General features: G+C 73.5%; 18 protein-coding genes. 10 read left to right on the top strand and 8 right to left on the bottom strand.

Annotation, left to right across the window (positions count from 1 at the left end):
- Positions 1 to 37: 37 nt before the first annotated feature.
- The 8 genes from ABEA15_RS00090 to ABEA15_RS00055 form a co-directional block, all read right to left on the bottom strand.
- A complete protein-coding gene (locus ABEA15_RS00090; RefSeq protein WP_345554903.1) occupies positions 38 to 541 on the bottom strand; it encodes a cytidine/deoxycytidylate deaminase family protein in 504 nt (167 codons plus the stop codon).
- A complete protein-coding gene (locus tag ABEA15_RS00085; protein ID WP_345554902.1) occupies positions 538 to 1,230 on the bottom strand; it encodes a RibD family protein in 693 nt (230 codons plus the stop codon). The genes ABEA15_RS00090 and ABEA15_RS00085 overlap by 4 nt, the downstream gene beginning before the upstream one ends.
- Before the next feature lie 370 nt (positions 1,231 to 1,600).
- On the bottom strand, positions 1,601 to 3,058 hold the full coding sequence (locus tag ABEA15_RS00080; protein ID WP_344140388.1) for an aldehyde dehydrogenase family protein: 1,458 nt from the start codon (positions 3,056 to 3,058) through the stop codon (positions 1,601 to 1,603).
- A 161-nt stretch (positions 3,059 to 3,219) separates the two neighbouring features.
- Entirely contained in the window at positions 3,220 to 4,020 is an 801-nt protein-coding gene (locus tag ABEA15_RS00075; RefSeq protein ID WP_344140763.1) for an ABC transporter ATP-binding protein, read from the bottom strand.
- Positions 4,021 to 4,087: 67 nt separating this feature from the next.
- Positions 4,088 to 4,849, bottom strand: a complete 762-nt coding sequence (locus ABEA15_RS00070; protein WP_344140764.1) for an ABC transporter permease — start codon at positions 4,847 to 4,849, stop codon at positions 4,088 to 4,090.
- 59 nt (positions 4,850 to 4,908) lie between these two features.
- Positions 4,909 to 5,757, bottom strand: a complete 849-nt coding sequence (locus ABEA15_RS00065; RefSeq protein ID WP_344140390.1) for an ABC transporter permease — start codon at positions 5,755 to 5,757, stop codon at positions 4,909 to 4,911.
- A complete protein-coding gene (locus ABEA15_RS00060; RefSeq protein WP_344140392.1) occupies positions 5,754 to 6,749 on the bottom strand; it encodes an ABC transporter substrate-binding protein in 996 nt (331 codons plus the stop codon). Before ABEA15_RS00060 ends, ABEA15_RS00065 begins: the two co-directional genes overlap by 4 nt.
- Before the next feature lie 40 nt (positions 6,750 to 6,789).
- Positions 6,790 to 7,920, bottom strand: coding sequence for a 5-methyltetrahydropteroyltriglutamate--homocysteine S-methyltransferase (locus ABEA15_RS00055; RefSeq protein ID WP_345554901.1), 1,131 nt, complete (start codon positions 7,918 to 7,920; stop codon positions 6,790 to 6,792).
- Between the two features lie 451 nt (positions 7,921 to 8,371).
- On the opposite strand from ABEA15_RS00055, the gene ABEA15_RS00050 reads away from it, so the two are divergent.
- From ABEA15_RS00050 to ABEA15_RS00005, 10 genes are all read left to right on the top strand, one after another.
- Positions 8,372 to 9,187: an IclR family transcriptional regulator domain-containing protein gene (locus ABEA15_RS00050; protein WP_344140396.1), complete on the top strand. Its 816-nt coding sequence runs from the start codon at positions 8,372 to 8,374 to the stop codon at positions 9,185 to 9,187.
- Between the two features lie 369 nt (positions 9,188 to 9,556).
- Positions 9,557 to 10,381, top strand: coding sequence for a CoA transferase subunit A (locus ABEA15_RS00045; RefSeq protein ID WP_344140398.1), 825 nt, complete (start codon positions 9,557 to 9,559; stop codon positions 10,379 to 10,381).
- 1 nt (position 10,382) lies between these two features.
- Complete coding sequence (locus tag ABEA15_RS00040) at positions 10,383 to 11,141, top strand: CoA-transferase subunit beta (protein ID WP_345554900.1); 759 nt, start codon at positions 10,383 to 10,385, stop codon at positions 11,139 to 11,141.
- Between the two features lie 186 nt (positions 11,142 to 11,327).
- On the top strand, positions 11,328 to 12,503 hold the full coding sequence (locus tag ABEA15_RS00035; RefSeq protein ID WP_345554899.1) for a thiolase family protein: 1,176 nt from the start codon (positions 11,328 to 11,330) through the stop codon (positions 12,501 to 12,503).
- Positions 12,504 to 12,574: 71 nt separating this feature from the next.
- Positions 12,575 to 13,315 carry a protocatechuate 3,4-dioxygenase subunit beta gene (gene pcaH, locus ABEA15_RS00030; protein WP_345554898.1) on the top strand — a complete coding sequence of 247 codons (741 nt, stop codon included), beginning with the start codon at positions 12,575 to 12,577 and terminating at the stop codon, positions 13,313 to 13,315.
- Complete coding sequence (gene pcaG / locus ABEA15_RS00025; protein ID WP_345554897.1) at positions 13,315 to 13,881, top strand: protocatechuate 3,4-dioxygenase subunit alpha; 567 nt, start codon at positions 13,315 to 13,317, stop codon at positions 13,879 to 13,881. Before pcaH ends, pcaG begins: the two co-directional genes overlap by 1 nt.
- Positions 13,882 to 13,986: 105 nt before the next feature.
- Positions 13,987 to 15,366, top strand: coding sequence for a 3-carboxy-cis,cis-muconate cycloisomerase (pcaB, locus tag ABEA15_RS00020; RefSeq protein ID WP_345554896.1), 1,380 nt, complete (start codon positions 13,987 to 13,989; stop codon positions 15,364 to 15,366).
- On the top strand, positions 15,363 to 16,184 hold the full coding sequence (gene pcaD / locus ABEA15_RS00015; RefSeq protein WP_345554895.1) for a 3-oxoadipate enol-lactonase: 822 nt from the start codon (positions 15,363 to 15,365) through the stop codon (positions 16,182 to 16,184). The genes pcaB and pcaD overlap by 4 nt, the downstream gene beginning before the upstream one ends.
- On the top strand, positions 16,181 to 16,576 hold the full coding sequence (gene pcaC, locus ABEA15_RS00010; RefSeq protein WP_344140411.1) for a 4-carboxymuconolactone decarboxylase: 396 nt from the start codon (positions 16,181 to 16,183) through the stop codon (positions 16,574 to 16,576). The genes pcaD and pcaC overlap by 4 nt, the downstream gene beginning before the upstream one ends.
- Before the next feature lie 241 nt (positions 16,577 to 16,817).
- Positions 16,818 to 17,996 (top strand): 4-hydroxybenzoate 3-monooxygenase, encoded by a 1,179-nt coding sequence (locus ABEA15_RS00005; RefSeq protein ID WP_345554894.1) that lies wholly within the window; start codon positions 16,818 to 16,820, stop codon positions 17,994 to 17,996.
- Positions 17,997 to 18,098 lie beyond the last annotated feature (102 nt).

Raw genomic sequence — 18,098 nt, 5'->3', positions numbered from 1 at the left:
GGGCGGGGCCCGCCTCCCCGGCGGCCCGTTGCGGGCCTCAGCCCAGCAGGTGGGCGTTGACCTCACGGGCCTCCCGGGCCAGCGCCGCATCCTCGACGACCGTGCGGCCGGCGCCGCGCAGCCGCTCCACGCCCTCGGCGTGGGCGAAAAGCGCCGGCTCGCGCCAGGCGATCACCACGCGCGGAATCGGCGTGGCGAGGATCAGGTCGGTGCAGGGGCTGGGGCGCGACGTGCGCTCCGTGCAGGGCTCCAGCGAGCTGTAGAGGGTCGCCGAGACCAGCCGCGGGTCGTCGGCGTCCACCGCGCGCAGCGCGGCCTCCTCGGCGTGCTCGTGCGGGTCGTCGCGGCGGGAGTAGCCCTTTGCGATGACACCGCCCCAGGCGTCGACGACCACGGCGCCGACGGAGTAAGCGGTCTCGGAGGGCGGGCACCGGCGCGACAGGGCGATCGCGCTGCGCAGCCAGTGGCGGTCGGCCTCGCCGGGTTCGGGGCCGGTGCCGGGCCGCAGGCCGCAGGCGCGGGGCGAGGCGGGCGGCTTCATCGTCGGGACTCCGTGGTCTGGGGCAGGTAGCGCAGGATCGCCATGTCGCCGAGGGCGCGCGCCTCGGCGAGGCGCATGGGGTGGTCCGGGCCATCGGCGAACGCGCCCGGTCCCACGAAGCGCGGCGCGTCGGCGTCGCCCACGAGGAAGGGCGCCACGGCGACCCGCAGCTCGTCGGCGAGGCCTTCGGTCAAGAAGCGGGTGTGCACGCCGGTACCGCCCTCGACGAGCAGCCGCTCGACGCCGCGCGCGGCGAGGTCGGCGAGGACCGCGCCGAGGCCGCGGCCGGCCTCGACGATTTCGGCGCCGCCGCCCGCCTCGGCGAAGTGGCGCACCGCGTCGCGGTGGGCGGCCGAGCCGACGTAGACCAGCGTGGCGGCGTCGCCGGTGGTGAACACGCGTGCAGCGGGGTCGACGCCGCCGCGCTCGCTGAGCACGACCTTGACCGGGTCGGCGGCGCGCCCCTGGGCGAGGCGCCGCGACCGCCGCTCCGGGGAGCGCACGAGAAGGCGAGGGTCGTCGCTGCGGACGGTGCCCGCGCCGACGAGGATGGCGTCGCAGCCCGCCCGCAGCTCGTCGACCTCGTCGAAGTCCTCGGGCGAGGACAGCCGCAGCCGCTCGGGGCCGGCGTCGTCGATCCGGCCGTCCAGCGACACCGCGCAGCTGAGCAGCGTGTAGGGGCGGGGCATGCCGCCAGCCTAGCGCCCCGCCCCGTCCCACCCGCCATCCGGACTCCGCCACCACCTGCGACGACGCAACCGGTCACGTAGATCACACCATCCCGATCCCGCACCCCCACCACGCGCACGCGGGAACTCCCCCGGCGAGCAGGGCGAACCCGCCCTTCCGCAGGTGTGCCGCCGCGCGTGGGTGCGCCGTGGCCGGGAGGTCGCGGCGGGGGTGCCGGGGCATTGCGAGTGTGGAGCAAGGCGGCCTTGCGGTCGCCGGCCGGTCGCCGCATTCGTGCAGGCGGACGCGAGCGGGGCCCGCCCGGTGCTGCTGGCCGTGTCGACCGGAACGGTCGCCGACGGCGTCCGGGCGGCCCCCGCCGGGCGCGTCCTAGAACGGGTAGCGCTGGATCTCGCTTTGCATGGTGACCCACTGGGTCTCGGTGAAGGCCTCCAGGTTGGCGCGGGTGCCGCCGAAGCGGGCGCCGGTGCCCGAGGCGCGGACGCCGCCGAAGGGCGCCACCGCCTCGTCGTCGACCGTCTGGTCGTTGATGTGCACGATGCCGGTCGGGATGCGGTCGGCCAGTTCCATGCCGCGCATGGGGTTGCCGGTGAGGATGCCCAGCGACAGGCCGTAGTCGCTGGCGGCGGCGATCTCGGCGGCCTCGTCCAGCGTGGAGAACCGGATGACCGGCGCCACCGGGCCGAAGACCTCCTCGTGGAAGGCCGGGGTGTCGCGGGTGACCCCCTCCAGCACCGTGGGCCGGTAGAACTGGGCGTCGTAGGTGCCGCCGGCGCGGACCCGGGCGCCGGCTTCCACGCTGCGGGTGACCAGGTCGTGCACGCGGTCGCGCTGGCCCACGTCGATGATCGGGCCCAGTGCGGTGCCCTCCTGCTCGGGGTCGCCCACGGTCAGCGCGTCGGCCTTGGCCGCGAGCTTCTCGACGTAGGCGTCGGCCAGCGACTCGTGCACAAGGTGGCGCCCGGTCGTCATGCAGATCTGGCCCTGGTGCAGGAAGGAGCCCCAGGCGCCGACCGACGCGGCGCGGTCGACGTCGGCGTCGTCCAGTACGACCAGCGGCGAGTTGCCGCCCAGCTCCAGGTGTGCGCGCTTGAGGTGGCGGCCGGCCGCCTCGCCGACCTTGCGCCCGGCCGCGGTGGAGCCGGTGAAGGAGATGACGGCGATGTTGGAGTCGGCCACCAGCTGCGCGCCGGCCTCGGCTCCGCCGGGCAGCATCTGCAGCACGCCGTCGGGCAGGCCGGCCTCGCGGAACACCTCCGCGATCACGGCGCCGCCCGAGACCGCGGTGCGGGGGTCGGGCTTGAGCACGACGGCGTTGCCCAGGGCCAGCGCCGGCGCGACGGAGCGCATGCCCAGGATCAGCGGGAAGTTGAACGGGGCGATGACGCCGACGACTCCCACCGGCACCCGCCGGGCCAGGCTCAGCCGCGGCTGGGCGCTGCGCAGCACCTCTCCGGTGGGCTGGGAGGCCAGGGCGGCGGACTCGTAGGCCTCGGTGACCGCCAGGTGGACCTCGAAGCCCGCCTTCCCGGTTGCCGAACCGGCCTCTCGCCGCAGCCAGGAGGCGATCTCGTCGGCCTCCTCCTCGAACTTGGCGGCGGCCCGCCGCAGTACGGCGGCCCGCTCCTCGAACGAGGCCGCGGCCCAGTCCTTCTGGGCGGCGGCGGCGCGCTCGGCCGCCTCGGCCACGTCGGCGGCTCCGGCCGACCCGATCCGGCCCAGCTCGGTTCCGGTGGTGGGCGAGGTGACCGGGGCGTCGCCCTGAGCGGGCTGCCAGGACCCGGTGAAGACGTTGCCGCGCCATTCGCGGTCGTTGAGCAGTGTCATGGTTGGCTCCTTGCGCGTCGAACGGATGAGGGGCCGGGCGGCGCCGGCGGCGGTCCGCCGTCGCCGTCCGCAGGGTCCGGCGGCGGGCGGCGCCTCCGCCGCCCGCCGGGTTCGTGAACAGCCGCCCGGCCCGCCGGTGCTCGGCGCCGTGCCCGCGGCGGCTACTCCTTGCCCGCCTCCTGCGGCTGCGCTGCGCCGGGCTGGGAGGCGTTGCGGATCTCGGCGTAGATGCGCGTGCGCAGCTCGGCGAAGCGGTGCTCGCCGCGGGTGTTGATCTGGTCGCGCTCGTCGGCCAGGTCGATGGACACGTCGTCCTGGATGACCGTCGGCGAGGACGACATCACCAGGACGCGCTGGCCCAGGTAGACCGCCTCGTCGATGTCGTGGGTGACGAACAGGACCGTCATCGAGAACCGCTTCCACAGTGTGCGGATGAGGTCCTCCAGGTCGGCCCGGGTCTGGGCGTCCACTGCGGCGAAGGGCTCGTCCATCAGCAGCACGCGCGGCTCGTAGGCGATCGCGCGGGCGATGGCGACGCGCTGCTGCATGCCGCCGGAGAGCTGCCAGGGGTAGGCGTCGGCCGACTTGAGCAGGCCCACGGCGTCCAGCGCCTCGTCGCTCAGCTCGCGGCGGCGCTTGGCGGGCAGCCGCTTCTCCTTGAGCGGCAGCTCCACGTTCTGGCGCACCCGCAGCCAGGGGAACAGGCTGCGGCCGTACTCCTGGAAGACCACCGCCATGTCCGGCGGAGGCCCGGTGACCGACGTGCCGGCCAGCACGACGCTGCCGCTGGTGGGGCGCATCAGTCCGGCGATGCACTTGAGCAGCGTCGTCTTGCCGCAGCCGGACGGTCCGACCAGGCAGGCCAGCTCCCCGTCGCCGAGGTGGAAGGTCAGGTCGCGAAGCGCCTCGACCTCGCCGTGCTGGCCCGGGTAGATCTTCTGCAGTCCGGTGACATCGAGCATGTGGGCCTTCTTATGCGCAGCGGCGGTCTGTTCCGCCGGTGCGGTCGATGTGGTCGCCATGGTTCGCTCACTCCCCGCGCGCCGCGGCGCGCGTTCCGTTGTACCAGCTCAGCACCTTGCGCTCGACGAGGCCGAAGACCACGGAGAGCAGGAACCCCAAAAGTCCGAGCAGCAGGATGCCGCTCCACATCTCGGGGATGGCGAAGGTGCGCTGGAACTGGATGATGGTGTAGCCCAGCCCGCTGCTGCTCGCGAACATCTCGCTGATGACCATCAGGATGATCGCGATCGACAGGCCCTGGCGCATGCCCGCCATGATCTGCGGACTGGCCGAGCGCAGCACCAGCGTGGTCAGCCAGCGCCGGCCCCGGATCCCGTAGCAGCGGCAGGTGTCGACCAGCACCGGGTCCACGGCCCGTACGCCCTCGATGGTGTTGAGCAGGATCGGCCAGATGCAGCCGGAGACGATCACCAGGAGCTTCATCGTGGTGCTGACGCCGACGAACAGCATCAGCAACGGGACCAGCACCGGCGGGGGGATGGCGCGGAAGAACTCCAGGACGGGTTCGAGCAGGGCGCGGATGCGCGCGGACAGCCCGAGCACCACGCCCAGGCCGACGCCCAGGACGACGGCCAGGGCGAAGCCGCCGAAGAGCCGCCCGACGCTGGGCAGCACGTCTTCGAGCAGCCGCTCGGTCCCCCAGACCTCGACGAACGTGGCGGCGATCTCCCCGGGTGTGGGCAGGTAGTACACGCCCGAGACCAGGCTGGCGACCCACCACGCGCCGATGAGCACCGCCGGCAGCAGCAGGATGTGCAGGGCGCGCATCGCAGCGCGGCCGGCGCCTCCGGCGCCTCCGGCGGTGCGTGCGGTCGTTGTCGCGGCGCTCACGCGATCTCCTCTCCGCGGACCGAGGTGTGCCAGCGCAGCGCACGCCGCTCCAGTGCGCGCACGCCGACGTTGACGGCGACGCCGAGGGCGCCGGTGGCGATGATGAGCGCGTAGACCAGCGCGGTGGCGTCGCTGTTCTTGGCGACGGAGATCTGCTGGCCCAGGCCGGGCGTGCCGATGATCAGCTGTCCGGTGATGGTCAGGATCAGCGCGACGGCCGCTCCCAGCCGCAGTCCCGTCAGCATGTAGGGAAGCGCCGAGGGCCAGGCGACGTAGCGCAGCCGCGCCATGCGTCCCAGTCCGTAGGAGCGGGCGGTCTGCTCGGCGACGGGGTCGATGTCGGCCACGCCGTACAGCACCTGGATGTAGATCTGCCAGAACGCGGCGTAGACCACCAGCAGCAGGGTGGAGGCCATGTCGGTGCCGTAGAGCAGGATGGCCAGCGGGATGAGCGCGACGGAGGGGATGGGCCGCAGGAACTCCACCGTCGAGGAGGTGAAGGCCCGCAGCACCGGGACCGAGCCGACGACGAACCCGAGCACGACGGCCGCGGCGAAGGCCATGCCCAGGCCGATCGCCCACGTCATGACGGTGTCGCCCACCGCGGTCCAGAACTCGGGCAGCGCCAGCCGCTCGCCGAGCGTGGCGAGCACCTCCGAGGCCGGCGGAAGGTATCGGGCGGGGACGACCCCCAGACGCGGCACCGCTTCCCAGACCAGCAGGAAGCCGACCACTCCGACGGTCCCCAGCAGCGCGCGGTTGGGCGGGCGCCGCGCGGCACGGGGGCGTCCCCCCGCCCCGGAGGGACGGGCGGGGGGACGCGCGGTGGTGGTATCAGCCGTCATTGGAACAGCTTGTCCATGTCGGGCTGCTTCTCGATGACGCCGTCGTGCATCATCAGGTCGGCGATCGACTGCGCGGGCTTCTTGTAGCCGTCGGTGGGCCAGCGCGGCAGGCGGATCTTCTCGATGGTGGCGGAGTCCATCTCGGTGTACTCGCCGAGGATGCGGCGCACCTCGTCGGGGTTCTCCTCGGCGTAGGTGAGGGACTCGTTGACGGCGGCGGTGAAGTTGTCCACCAGCTCCGGGTCCTGGTTGACGATCTGCTCGGTGGTGAAGTAGTAGGCCACCGAGAGGTTGGGGTCGGCGTCGACGAAGTTCGAGGCGACCTCGGTCGCGCCGTTGTTCAGCGAGGCGGTCAGGAACGGCTCGACGACCCAGGCGGCGTCGACGTCGCCCCGCTCCAGCGCGGCGGGCATCTCCGGGAAGGGCAGCTCGACGAACTCGACGGTGTCGGAGTCGCCGCCGGCCTTGCGGATGGAGTTGCGGACGGTGGTGTCGCCGATGTTCTCCAGGTTGTTCACGGCGATCGTCTTGTCTTCGAGGCCCTTGGCGTCGGAGATGTCACTGCCCTCGGGCACCACGACGCCGCCGAAGTCGGCGCCCTGCTCGCCGGTGCTCGTCACGCCGTTGGCGACGATCGTCAGCGGCAGGTCGTTGCTGCGTCCGACGATGATCGAGGTGATGTTGCCGAAGGCGAAGTCGAACTCGCCGGAGACGACGCTGGGCACAGCCTGGGCACCGCCGGTGGTGTTCTGGATCTCCATGTCGATGCCGTGCTTCTCGAAGATGCCCTGGTCCAGGCCGAGGTGCAGGGGCGCGACGTCGACGATGGGGATCGCTCCGACCTTGATCTTCTGGGGGCCGCCGCTGTCGCCGCCGCCGCCGTCCTGGCCACCGCCGCAGGCTGTACTCGCGAGCAGCGTGACCGCGGCGGCGGCCGCGGGGAGGATCATCCGGCGCATGTTGGGTCTCCTGGTGGGTGATTTGTCGGGCACGCGCCGCTCATCGGGCGCGGGTGGGGTACTCCCGGGTGGGTCATCCCCAGACTTCGGCGGCGGTCTCGACGATCAGCCGCAGCTTCGCGACCTGCTCGTCGTAGGTGAGGTCGTTGCCTTCGAAGGTGCTGGAGAATCCGCACTGCGGTGCGAGGCAGAGCTGCTCGAGCGGGATGTAGCGGCTCGCCTCTTCAATGCGGCGTTTGAGGTCGTCCTTGCTCTCCAGGGCACCGCGCTTGGTGGTGACCAGTCCGAGGACCACGTACTTGCCCTCGGGGACGAAGCGCAAGGGTTCGAACCCGCCGGAGCGGGCGTCGTCGAACTCCAGGAAGAAGCCGTCGACGCCGAGCGAGCCGAACAGCTCCTCGGCGACGAAATCGTAGCCGCCTTCGGCCACCCACGAGGAGCGGAAGTTGCCCCGGCACATGTGGGTGGTGACGCGCATGCCCTCGGGACGGCCGGCGAGGGCGGCGTTGATCTGGGAGATGTAGCGGCGGTGGATGCTGTCGCCGTTGTCGCCGCGCTCGTCGATCATGGTGCGCTGGCGCGGGTCGTTGAGGTAGGCGAGGCTGGTGTCGTCGAGCTGGAGGTAGGTGCAGCCCAGCTCGCCCATCCGGCGGAGCTGCTCGGCGTAGGCGGCCGACAGGTCGTGCCAGAACTCCTCGGCGTCGGGGTAGACGGCGGGGTCGATGGAGGCCTGCCCGCCGCGGTAGTGGACCATGCTCGGCGAGGGGATGGTCAGCTTGGGCGTGCCGGTGGAGACCGTGTCGCGCAGGAAGGCGAAGTCGTCGGCGAAGATCGTGTGCTCCAGCCCGATCTTGCCGCTGACCTGCAGGGCGGCGGGGGTGAACTCGATGTCGCCCTGCTCGTTGTGGAAGGTGACCTGCATGTCGCCCGCGGCCTTGGTGATGCCGCCGAGCTGGTAGATGAAGTCCATGTGCCAGGAGGCGCGGCGGAACTCGCCGTCGGTGGCCGTGGAGAGGCCGACCTCCTCCTGCATGCGCACGACGTCGCGGACGGCGTCGTCCTCGATGCGGCGCAGTTCGTCGGCGCTCAGTGCGCCCTCGGCGTGGCGGGCGCGGGCGTCGAGCAGGTGCCGCGGACGCAGCAGACTGCCGACGTGGTCGGCTCGGAAGGGCGGTCGGTCTAGGCGGCTGGAAGATGGGGTCATGGTCTCGCCGGTCTCCCTTCGGTCGTGCGTGCGAACCGGCGCGGAGAGTCTCCTGCGCTCGGCGCCGGGGCCCACTCGCCTGCCGACCGCTGCGCTGTGCCCGGGTCGGGCTCCGCGGCGGGCGGGCCGCTGCGCGGCGATGCGCCGACGCGCGACGAAGGCCCCGATCGCCCGCCGCTGCGGGCGAACAACTGCGATCGAGTGCCTGTGCACCGTATCGCATCCGCCAGCACCTGTACGAGATACGAACACGCGTTCTTCGAGCGAACATAAGTGACGGTGATCACCCACGTCAACCCCCATATTCCGGATACCAGAACCGGCCGGATGCGTCGCCACCTGGGGACTCTCTTGTGCGGTATGAGAACATCCCCCTAGGCGCAGAAACGCGGGGCGGCGCAGCGCGCACTCCGCGTTCGCCGCGCGCCCCCGCAGACCGAAGGGAAAAGACATGAGCACGGACCTCACCGAGCCCGGCGCCCAGCCCAAAGGCGAGCACTACGTGCAGTCGCTGGAGCGCGGTCTGGCCGTGATACGCGCGTTCACCGCACAGACCCCCACGATGACACTCAGCGAGGTGGCGCGAGGGACCGGGCTGACCCGCGCGGCGGCCCGGCGCTTCCTGCTCACGCTGACCGACATGGGCTACGTGCGCACCGACGGCCGGCTGTTCTCGCTGACACCGCGGGTGCTGGAGCTCGGCTACGCCTACCTCTCCTCCGCGGGGCTGCCCGAGGTCGTCCAACCGCACCTGGAGCGCCTGGCCGCCGAGCTGCACGAGTCCTCGTCGGTCTCGGTGCTCGACGGCGGCGACGTCGTCTACGTCGCCCGGGTGTCGACCTCGCGCATCATGAACGTGGCGATCAACGTCGGCACCCGGTTCCCCGCCTACGCCACCTCGATGGGGCGCGTGCTGCTCGCGGGCCGCCCGGCGGAGGAGCTGGACGACTATCTGGACAACACCGAGCCGGCGCGGCTGACCGCCTACACGGTGACCACGGCGGGCCGGCTGCGCGCGGAGATCGAGCGGGTGCGCAACCAGGGCTGGGCGCTGGTCGACCAGGAACTGGAGGAGGGGCTGCGCTCGGTGGCGGCCCCCGTCCGCGACCGCGACGGCCGCGTGGTGGCCGCGGTCAACGTCTCCGCCCACGCCAGCCGCTCCTCGGTGGAGGACATCCGCCGCGACCTGCTGCCGCCCCTGCTCGCCGCCGCCGCGCGCATCGAGGCCGACCTGGAGATCTCCCAGCGGGCCTCGGGCCACCTCTAGCCGACCCGCCTTCCGCCGCCGCGCCCCCGCGCTCGGCCGAGCCGCTCCGCCCTGCCGTCGCGCCGCCCCGGCGACGTCCGGCGCACCCGGCACACGGCACCCGCCCGCCGGAGTGCCGCGAAGGCGCCGCCCACCGCGCCCCGACATCCCGTCATCCGACCCCTGCCTCCCTCACCCCACCACCCCTCCGCCGCGGCGGACGCCTGCTCCGCGCGCCGCCCGGCCCCGCGCCGCAGCCCACTCCCGTTCGCCGCAGCTCCCGGCGCCGCGCGCCGCCCGTTAACCCGCTCTTGACCCGCGGGATGACCGTCGGCAATGATGTGCGTATAAAGAACACACATTCGGCATACGAACAGATTTGGACCACATATGATCGTGCCGCTGGACGAGGCTGTGCGCGAACTCGTCGGCGACGGGGACACGGTCGCGCTGGAGGGTTTCACCCACCTGATCCCGGTGGCCGCGGGCCACGAGATCATCCGGCAGGGCCGGCGTGACCTGACCTTGGTCCGGATGACCCCCGACATCGTCTACGACCAGATGATCGGCGCCGGCTGCGCCGCCAAGCTGGTCTTCTCCTGGGGCGGCAACCCGGGCGTCGGCTCCCTCCACCGGTTCCGCGACGCCATCCAGTACGGCTGGCCCCGCCCCCTGGAGATCGAGGAGCACAGCCACGCCGGCATGGCCAACCGCTACGTGGCCGGCGCCTCGGGCCTGCCCTTCGCGGTGCTGCGCGGCTACGCCGGCACCGACCTGGTCGGCCGGACCGACACCATCAGGACGGTCGAGTGCCCCTTCACCGGCGAGCGGCTCGCCGCCGTCCCCGCCCTCAACCCCGACGTCGCGATCGTGCACGCCCAGCGCGCCGACCGCGCGGGCAACGTGCAGCTGTGGGGCATCACCGGCATCCAGAAGGAGGCGGTGCTCGCCGCCGAGCGCTCGCTGGCCACCGTCGAGGAGGTCGTCGACGAGCTCGAACCGGTCCCCGGCCAGGTGATCCTGCCCTCGCGCGTGGTCACCGCCGTCTCGGAGGCGCCCGGCGGCTCGCGGCCCTCCTACGCCCACGGCTACTACGCCCGGGACAACGGCGCCTACCAGGACTGGGACGCCGTCGGCCGCGACAGGCAGACGTTCCTCCAGTGGCTGGAGGACGAGATGGGCGCCTCGGCCCCGCTGCCCGGAAAGGCAGGATGAGATGACCACAGCGACGGGCTACACCTCCGACGAGATGATGACGGTGGCGGCCGCGCACGCGCTGACCTCCCAGATGGCCTGCTTCGTCGGCATCGGCCTGCCCAGCACCGCGGCGAATTTGGCCTGCCGCACGCACGCGCCGGGGCTGTGGATGATCTACGAGTCCGGCACACTGGGCACGCGCCCCGACACGCTGCCGCTGTCCATCGGCGACGGCGTGCTCGCCGAGAGCGCCGACACCGTGGTCTCGGTCCCCGAGGTGTTCAACTACTGGCTGCAGCCCGGCCGGATCGACGTCGGGTTCCTCGGCGCGGCCCAGATCGACCGCTACGCCAACATCAACACCACCGTCATCGGCGACTACGCCGACCCCAAGGTCCGCCTGCCGGGCGCCGGCGGCGCACCGGAGATCGCGGCCTCCTGCCGCGAGGTCGTGGTGATCGCCCGCCAGAGCACCCGCGCCTTCGTCGACCGGGTGGACTTCGTGACCTCGGTCGGCCACGGCCGCGGCCCCGGCGACCGCGACAGCCTGGGGCTGACCGGCGCCGGCCCCACCCGCGTCATCACCGATCTCGGCGTGCTCAAGCCCGACCCCGCCACCCGCGAGCTGACCCTCGTCCAGCTGCACGCCGGCGTCACCGTCGACGAGGTCCGCGCCGCCACCGGCTGGGAGCTGGCCGTCTCGCCGGACCTGGCCGCCACGCCCGAGCCCACGGCCGAGGAGCTGTCGGTGCTGCGGTCGCTGACCGCGCGCGGGTAGACCGGAAACGAGGGGGGCGGCGCCCCGAGAGGCGGACGGGGGCTGATAGTCAATGACCCGTCGGCAAAGGCGGCCACCGACCGCGCCGGCCCGCCGCCGGGGAACGGCGGCGGGCACGGGCTCCCGCGGCCGGCCGGCTTTGCCTCCGCGCGGCGGCGCTCCCCGCAAGCACAGGAAAGGCCCGCAATGACCGACGTATTCGTCCTGGACGCGGTGCGCACCCCCTTCGGCAGGCACGGGGGCGCCCTCGCCGGGGTGCGCCCCGACGACCTCGCCGCCCACGCCGTGCGCGGCCTCGTCGAGCGCTCGCCCGGGCTCGACCCCGCCGGCATCGACGACATCTACTTCGGCGACGCCAACGGCGCCGGCGAGGACAACCGCGACGTCGCCCGCATGGCGGCGCTGCTGGCCGGGCTGCCCACCTCCGTGCCCGGCGCCACCCTGAACCGGCTGTGCGGGTCCGGCCTGGAGGCCGTGATCGCCGCGAACCGGGCGGTGGCGGTGGGTGACGCGTCGCTGGTGCTGGCCGGCGGCGTGGAGTCGATGAGCCGCGCCCCCTGGGTGCTGCCCAAGCCCGCCAAGGGCTTTCCCGCCGGCCACGAGACGCTGCACTCCACCACGCTGGGCTGGCGCATGGTCAACCCGGCGATGCCGCATGAGTGGACGGTCTCGCTGGGCGAGTGCACCGAGCAGATCGCCGAGCTGTACGGCATCGAGCGCTCCGAGCAGGACGCGTTCGCCCTGCGGAGCCACACCAACGCTGCCCGCGCCTGGGAGAAGGGCGTCTTCGACGCCGAGATCGTGCCGGTGCCCGGCGTGGAGCAGGCGCGCGACGAGAGCATCCGCGAAACCTCGCTGGAGAAACTCGCGGGCCTCAAGCCGGCGTTCCGCGCCGACGGCACCGTCACCGCCGGAAACTCCTCGCCGCTCAACGACGGCGCGGCCGCGCTGCTGATCGGCGACGAGGCGGCGGCCTCGGCCACCGGCGCCACTCCCCTGGCCCGCATCGTCAGCCGCGGCGTCGCCGCCGTCGAGCCGCACCGCTTCGGCGTCGGCCCCGTCGAGGCCGCCGAGACGGCGCTGTCCCGCGCCGGCATCGGCTGGGACGACCTCTGCGCGGTCGAGCTCAACGAGGCCTTCGCTGCGCAGTCGCTGGCCTGCCTGCGGCTGTGGCCCGGCCTGGACCCGGAGATCGTCAACCCCAACGGCGGCGCCATCGCCATCGGCCACCCCCTCGGCGCATCGGGTGCGCGGATCCTGGGCTCGCTCGCCCACGAGCTGCACCGCCGCGGCGGCGGCTGGGGGCTCGCCGCGATCTGCATCGGCGTGGGCCAAGGCCTCGCCGTGGTGCTGCACGCCTGATGACGCGCAGCGGGGCCCGCAGCGGGCCCGCCCCCATACCAGTTCCCTCTGAGGGAGGAGGCACAGGAGCCATGAGCACCGACCCGGGCGTCGGCGCGGTCCCGCCGGCGGGGTACCTGCGCGATCACGAGGTGCACCCGCCGCTGGACTATCCCGGATACCGCAGCACCGCGCTGCGCCACCCCAAGCGGCGGCTGCACCTTCTCCCGCACCTGCTGACCGAGGTCACCGGTCCGCTGCTGGGCGAGGACCGCATCGGCGAGACCGACAACGACCTCACCCGCCAGCACGCCGAGGAGCCGCAGGGCCAGCGCATCATCGTGCACGGCCGGGTCCGCGACGGCGACGGGCGGCCAGTGCCCCACACGCTGATCGAGATCTGGCAGGCCAACGCCGGCGGGCGCTACCGCCACACCGGCGACAACTGGCCCTGCCCCCTGGACCCCAACTTCACCGGCGTGGGGCGCACCCTCACCGACGAACAGGGCCGCTACCGCTTCGTCACCATCCAGCCCGGCGCCTACCCCTGGAAGAACCACGACAACGCCTGGCGGCCGGCCCACATCCACTTCTCCCTGTTCGGGCGCGCCTTCACCCAGCGCCTGGTCACGCAGATGTACTTCCCGGGGGACCCGCTGTTCTTCCAGGACCCGATGTGGAACTCCATCCCGGACGAGAAGGCCCGGGAGCGCCTCGTGGCGCGGTTCGACTACGCCAACACCGCGCCGGAGTGGGCGCTGGCCTACGAGTGGGACATCGTGCTGCGCGGGCGCGAGTCCACCGTCTTCGAGTCGGAAGTGGACGACGACTGATGAGCACTGCGTACGGGACGACTCCGTCCCAGACCGTCGGCCCCTACCTGCACATCGGACTGCCCTGGCCGGACGGCCCCTTCGCCCTCGCCGAAGGCGCCGAAGGCGGCGTCTGGATCCGCGGCACCCTCTACGACGGTGCGGGCGCGCCCGTGCCCGACGGCCTGATCGAGACCTGGCAGGCCGACCCCGACGGACGGTTCGACCACCCCGACGACCCGCGCGGCGCCCAGGCGTGGCCGGACTTCCGCGGGTTCGCCCGCAGCGAGACCGACCCCGAGGGCCGGTTCCGGATCCACACCCTCAAGCCCGGCCCGGTACCGGGCGCGGACGGCGGCGTGCAGGCGCCGCACATCGACGTCTCGGTTTTCGCGCGCGGGATGCTCAACCGCACCGTCACCCGCATCTACTTCCCCGAGGAGGCCGCGGCCAACGCCGCCGACCCGGTGCTGTCGACGCTGTCGGAGGCCGAGCGCGCCACGATCGTCGCCCGACCCGCCGAGGACGGCTACCGCTTCGACATCCGCCTGCAGGGAGACGATGAGACGGTCTTCTTCGACATCTGACCGGCGGTGGTGGCGGATGCGGGGCGAGCAGGCAGGCGGACACGCGCGCCGCGCCGCCCGCGGAGGGGGACGGGCGGCGCGGCGGCGGGAAGAAGGGAAGGACCCGTGAGCGAGGACGACGGAGCGGTCGGCGGCCTCTACGGCGGAATCTTCGGCCGCGGCGGCATCGGCGCCGAGACCGGCGACCGGGCGTGGCTGCGTGCGCTGCTGGACGCCGAGGCGGCGCTGGCCCGCGCCCACGCCCGGGTGGGTCTCGTGCCCTCCGACCACGCGGCGGCGATCACCGCCGCATGCGTCCCGGAGAACTTCGACGCCCGGGCGCTGGGCGCGGCCGCGGCCGGCTCGGGCAACCCGGTGGTGCCGCTGGTGGCCGAGCTGACCCGGCAGGTGGGCGGGGACGCCGCCCACCGCATCCACTACGGGGCCACCAGCCAGGACATCATGGACACCGCGGCGATGCTCGTCAGCCGGCGGGCGGGCGCGGTCGTCGCCGGGCACGCCGGCTCGGCGGCCGATCGGCTGGCCGCACTGGCCGACGAGCACCGCGAGACGGTGATGGCCGGGCGCACCCTGCTCCAGCAGGCGCTGCCCACCACCTTCGGTCTGGTGGCGGCGGGCTGGCTGGCGGGGCTTGAGGACTCCGCCCGGCACCTGGCCGGCGTGCTGGAGCGGCGGGCCGCCGCCCAGCTGGGCGGTGCGGCCGGCACGCTGGCCTCCCTCGGCGCCCAAGGCCCGGCGGTCGTCGCGGCCTTCGCCGACGAGGTGGGGCTGGCCGAGCCGGACCTGCCCTGGCACACCGAGCGCGGCCGCGTGGCCGACGTCGCGGCCGCCCTGGGCCGGGTGTGCGGCGCCGCGGGCAAGGCGGCCGGCGACGTCGTGCTGCTGGCCCAGACCGAGGTCGGCGAGGTCGAGGAGGTCGCCGGCGCAGGCGTGGGCGGGTCGTCGACGCTGCCGCACAAGCGCAACCCGATCGCCGCCGTCTCGGCCGCCGCCTGCGCCGAGCAGGCGCCCGGCCTGGTCTCGACGCTGTTCGCCGCCCAGGTGCAGCAGCACCAGCGGGCGGCCGGGCCCTGGCACGCCGAGTGGCCGGCGCTGTCGCGGCTGCTGGAGGCGACGGGGTCGGCCGCCGCCTGGCTGGACACCTCGCTGGAGCGGCTCGCGGTGCGGCCCGGGGCCATGCGGGCCAACCTGGCCGCCACCGGCGGCTTCCCCATGGCCGAGCGTGTCACCACCGATCTGGCCCCCGAGCTGGGCCGGGCGCAGGCGCACGAGAAGGTGCGCGAGGCCTGTGCGGAGGCGGCGCAGAGCGGCCGGGACCTCGCGGAGGTGCTCGCCGCCCACCTGGACGGCCTCCGCGACCGCGGTCAGGTCGACGCGCTGCTAGACCCGGCCGGCTACCTGGGGTCGGCGCCCGCGATGGTCGAACAGGCGCTGGCCGCCCACCGCGCCGCAGCCACCGAGTCCAACGGAGGGAGGACGGTTTGAGCGTCGAGGTGCACCATGCCGTCCAGGGGCCGCCCGATGCGCCCCTGCTCGTCCTGTCGGGGTCGCTGGGCAGCACCCGGGAAATGTGGCGGCCCCAAGTTGAGGCGCTGGCCGGCCGCTTCCGCGTCGTCGCCTACGACACCCGCGGGCACGGCCGCTCTCCGGCGCCCCCCGGCCCCTACAGCCTGGCCGACCTGGGGGGCGACGTGCTGCGGCTCCTCGACCGCCTCGGTGCCGAGCGCGCCCACTTCGCCGGACTGTCGCTGGGCGGGATGACCGGGATGTGGCTGGCCGCGCACGCGCCCGAGCGCGTCGACCGGCTGGCGCTGCTGTGCACCTCCGCGGAGCTGGAGCGCGAGGGATGGCGTCAGCGCGCGGCCACGGTGCGCGACCGCGGCGTCGGAGCGGTCGCCGACGGCGTCGTGCAGCGGTGGTTCACGCCCGGCTACGCCGCCGGGCGTCCCCGGCTCGTCGAGCGGATGCGCGCCATGGTGGCCGACACCTCCGACGAGGGCTACGCCGGCTGCTGCACCGCCATCGAGCGCATGGACCTGCCGCCCGTGCTGCCGCGCATCGCCGCACCGACCCTGGTCGTCGCCGGATCCGAGGACCCCGCCACCCCGCCCGACCACGCCGGGCGGATCGCCGCGGCCGTGCCGGACGCGCGCCTCCACGTGCTCGACGGCGGTGCGCACCTGGCCAGCTGGGAGTGCGCCGAGGAGGTCGACGCCCTGCTGCTCGACCACTTCGGCGCCGCCGGGCCCGAGGGCGGCGGCCCCGGCGACGGACCGCGAACCGCAACGGAGAACAGCACATGAGTACCGACGAGACCCGCCGCGCCGCCGGGATGGGGGTGCGCCGCGAGGTGCTGGGCGACGCCCACGTCGACCGCGCCGAAGCCGCCAAGACGGGGTTCACCGAGCCGTTCCAGGACCTCATCACCCGCTACGCGTGGGGCGAGATCTGGACCCGCGAGGGCCTGGACCGCCGCACGCGCAGCTGCATGGTGCTCACGGCCCTGACCGCCAAGGGCCACTGGGACGAGCTGGGCATGCACGTGCGCGCCGCCGTACGCAACGGGCTCGACCGCGACGAGATCGCCGAGGTGTTCCTGCAGGCCGCGATCTACTGCGGCGTCCCAGCGGCCAACAAGGCCTTCGGCATCGCCCAGCGCGTGCTGGACGAGCTCGGGGAACAGAACGGGAACTAGGGATGGGACCCGCCCGCCGTCCCCGTCCCGCCGCCGGCACACCCCGCCTTCGGCCGCGGCCCGCCGCTGCTGCCGCACTGGATTCGGCGGGCGCCTTTGCGCTCGGCCGTGAACAACGCCCCACCCGCTTTCTCCTGTCTCCGGTTCTCCTGTTTCTCCTGCTTCTCTTAGAAGGGAGGGAAGCGGCGCGGCGGCCCGGTCCCCGCACGACCGGACCCTCCGGCGCGCCGCGAACCCGATCATGCGCACCACAGTCGCCATCATCGGAGCAGGCCCCGCCGGCCTGTTCCTGTCACACCTGCTGCACCTGCACGGCGTCGACTCGGTCGTGCTGGAGCGCCGCGACCGCGACTACTGCGAGCGGCGCCAGCGCGCGGGTGTGGTCGAGCACGGCGTGGCCGAGGCGCTGCGCGAGTCGGGGCTGGGCCGGCGGATGGACCGCGAGGGGTTCCGCCACGACGGCATCGAGCTGCGGTTCGACGGGCGCGGCCACCGCATCGACTTCCCCGACCTGACCGGCCGCCACGTGATGATCTGGGCCCAGACCGAGATCGTCAAGGACCTGATCGCCCGGCGCCTGACCGACGGCGGGCAGATCCTCTTCGAGGCCGAGGCGACGGCGGTCGAGGGCGTCGAGTCCGAGCGGCCGCGCGTCCGCTTCGCCTCTCCCGGGGGGGACGAGGACGTGCTGGAGTGCGACTACGTGGTGGCCTGCGACGGCTTCCACGGGATCGGGCGCACCAGCCTGCCCGAGGAGGTCGTCAGCACCTACGACAAGGTCTACCCCTTCGCCTGGCTGGGCATCCTCGCCGACGTGCCGCCCTCCTGCGACGAGCTGATCTACGCCCGCCACGAGCGCGGGTTCGCGCTGCACAGCATGCGCTCGGAGACGGTCAGCCGGCTCTACCTGCAGGTGCCCGCCGAGACCGACACCGCGGCGTGGTCCGACGACCGCATCTGGTCGGAGCTGGCCGCGCGCTTCGAGCTCGCCGACGGCGCCTGGAAGCTGGGCACCGGCCCGATCACCGACAAGAGCATCACGCCGATGCGCAGCTTCGTCACGGAGCCGATGCGCCACGGGCGGCTGTTCCTGGCCGGGGACGCCGCGCACATCGTGCCGCCCACCGGCGCCAAGGGGCTGAACCTGGCGATGCGCGACGTGATGCTGCTGGCCGAGGGCCTGCGCCGCCGATACGCCGAGGGGGACACCGCCGGACTGGACGCCTACTCCGACACCGCGCTGCGGCGGGTGTGGCGCGCCGAGCACTTCTCGTACTGGATGACGTCGCTGATGCACACCGACCCGGCGGCGACGCCGTTCGACAACCGGATGCAGCAGTCCTACCTGGAGCACATCGCGGCGTGCCGCCCGGCCGCCGCGCAGCTGGCCGAGAACTACACCGGCCTGCCCGAGGTCTGACCGCCGCGCGGGCGCGCGCGGCAGCGGCGGCGCGGCGCGGGCGCCGGGGCGGGCGGAGGCAAGTCGGATCGTAGCCATGTCGTTCTGTGGGCCAAGGGGTTG

The sequence above is a fragment of the Streptomonospora halophila genome (assembly GCF_039542725.1).
In the GTDB taxonomy this organism is placed as follows: domain Bacteria; phylum Actinomycetota; class Actinomycetes; order Streptosporangiales; family Streptosporangiaceae; genus Streptomonospora; species Streptomonospora halophila.
The sequence above is the reverse complement of the archived record's forward strand: the minus strand, read 5'-3'. Positions and strand labels throughout refer to the sequence as shown.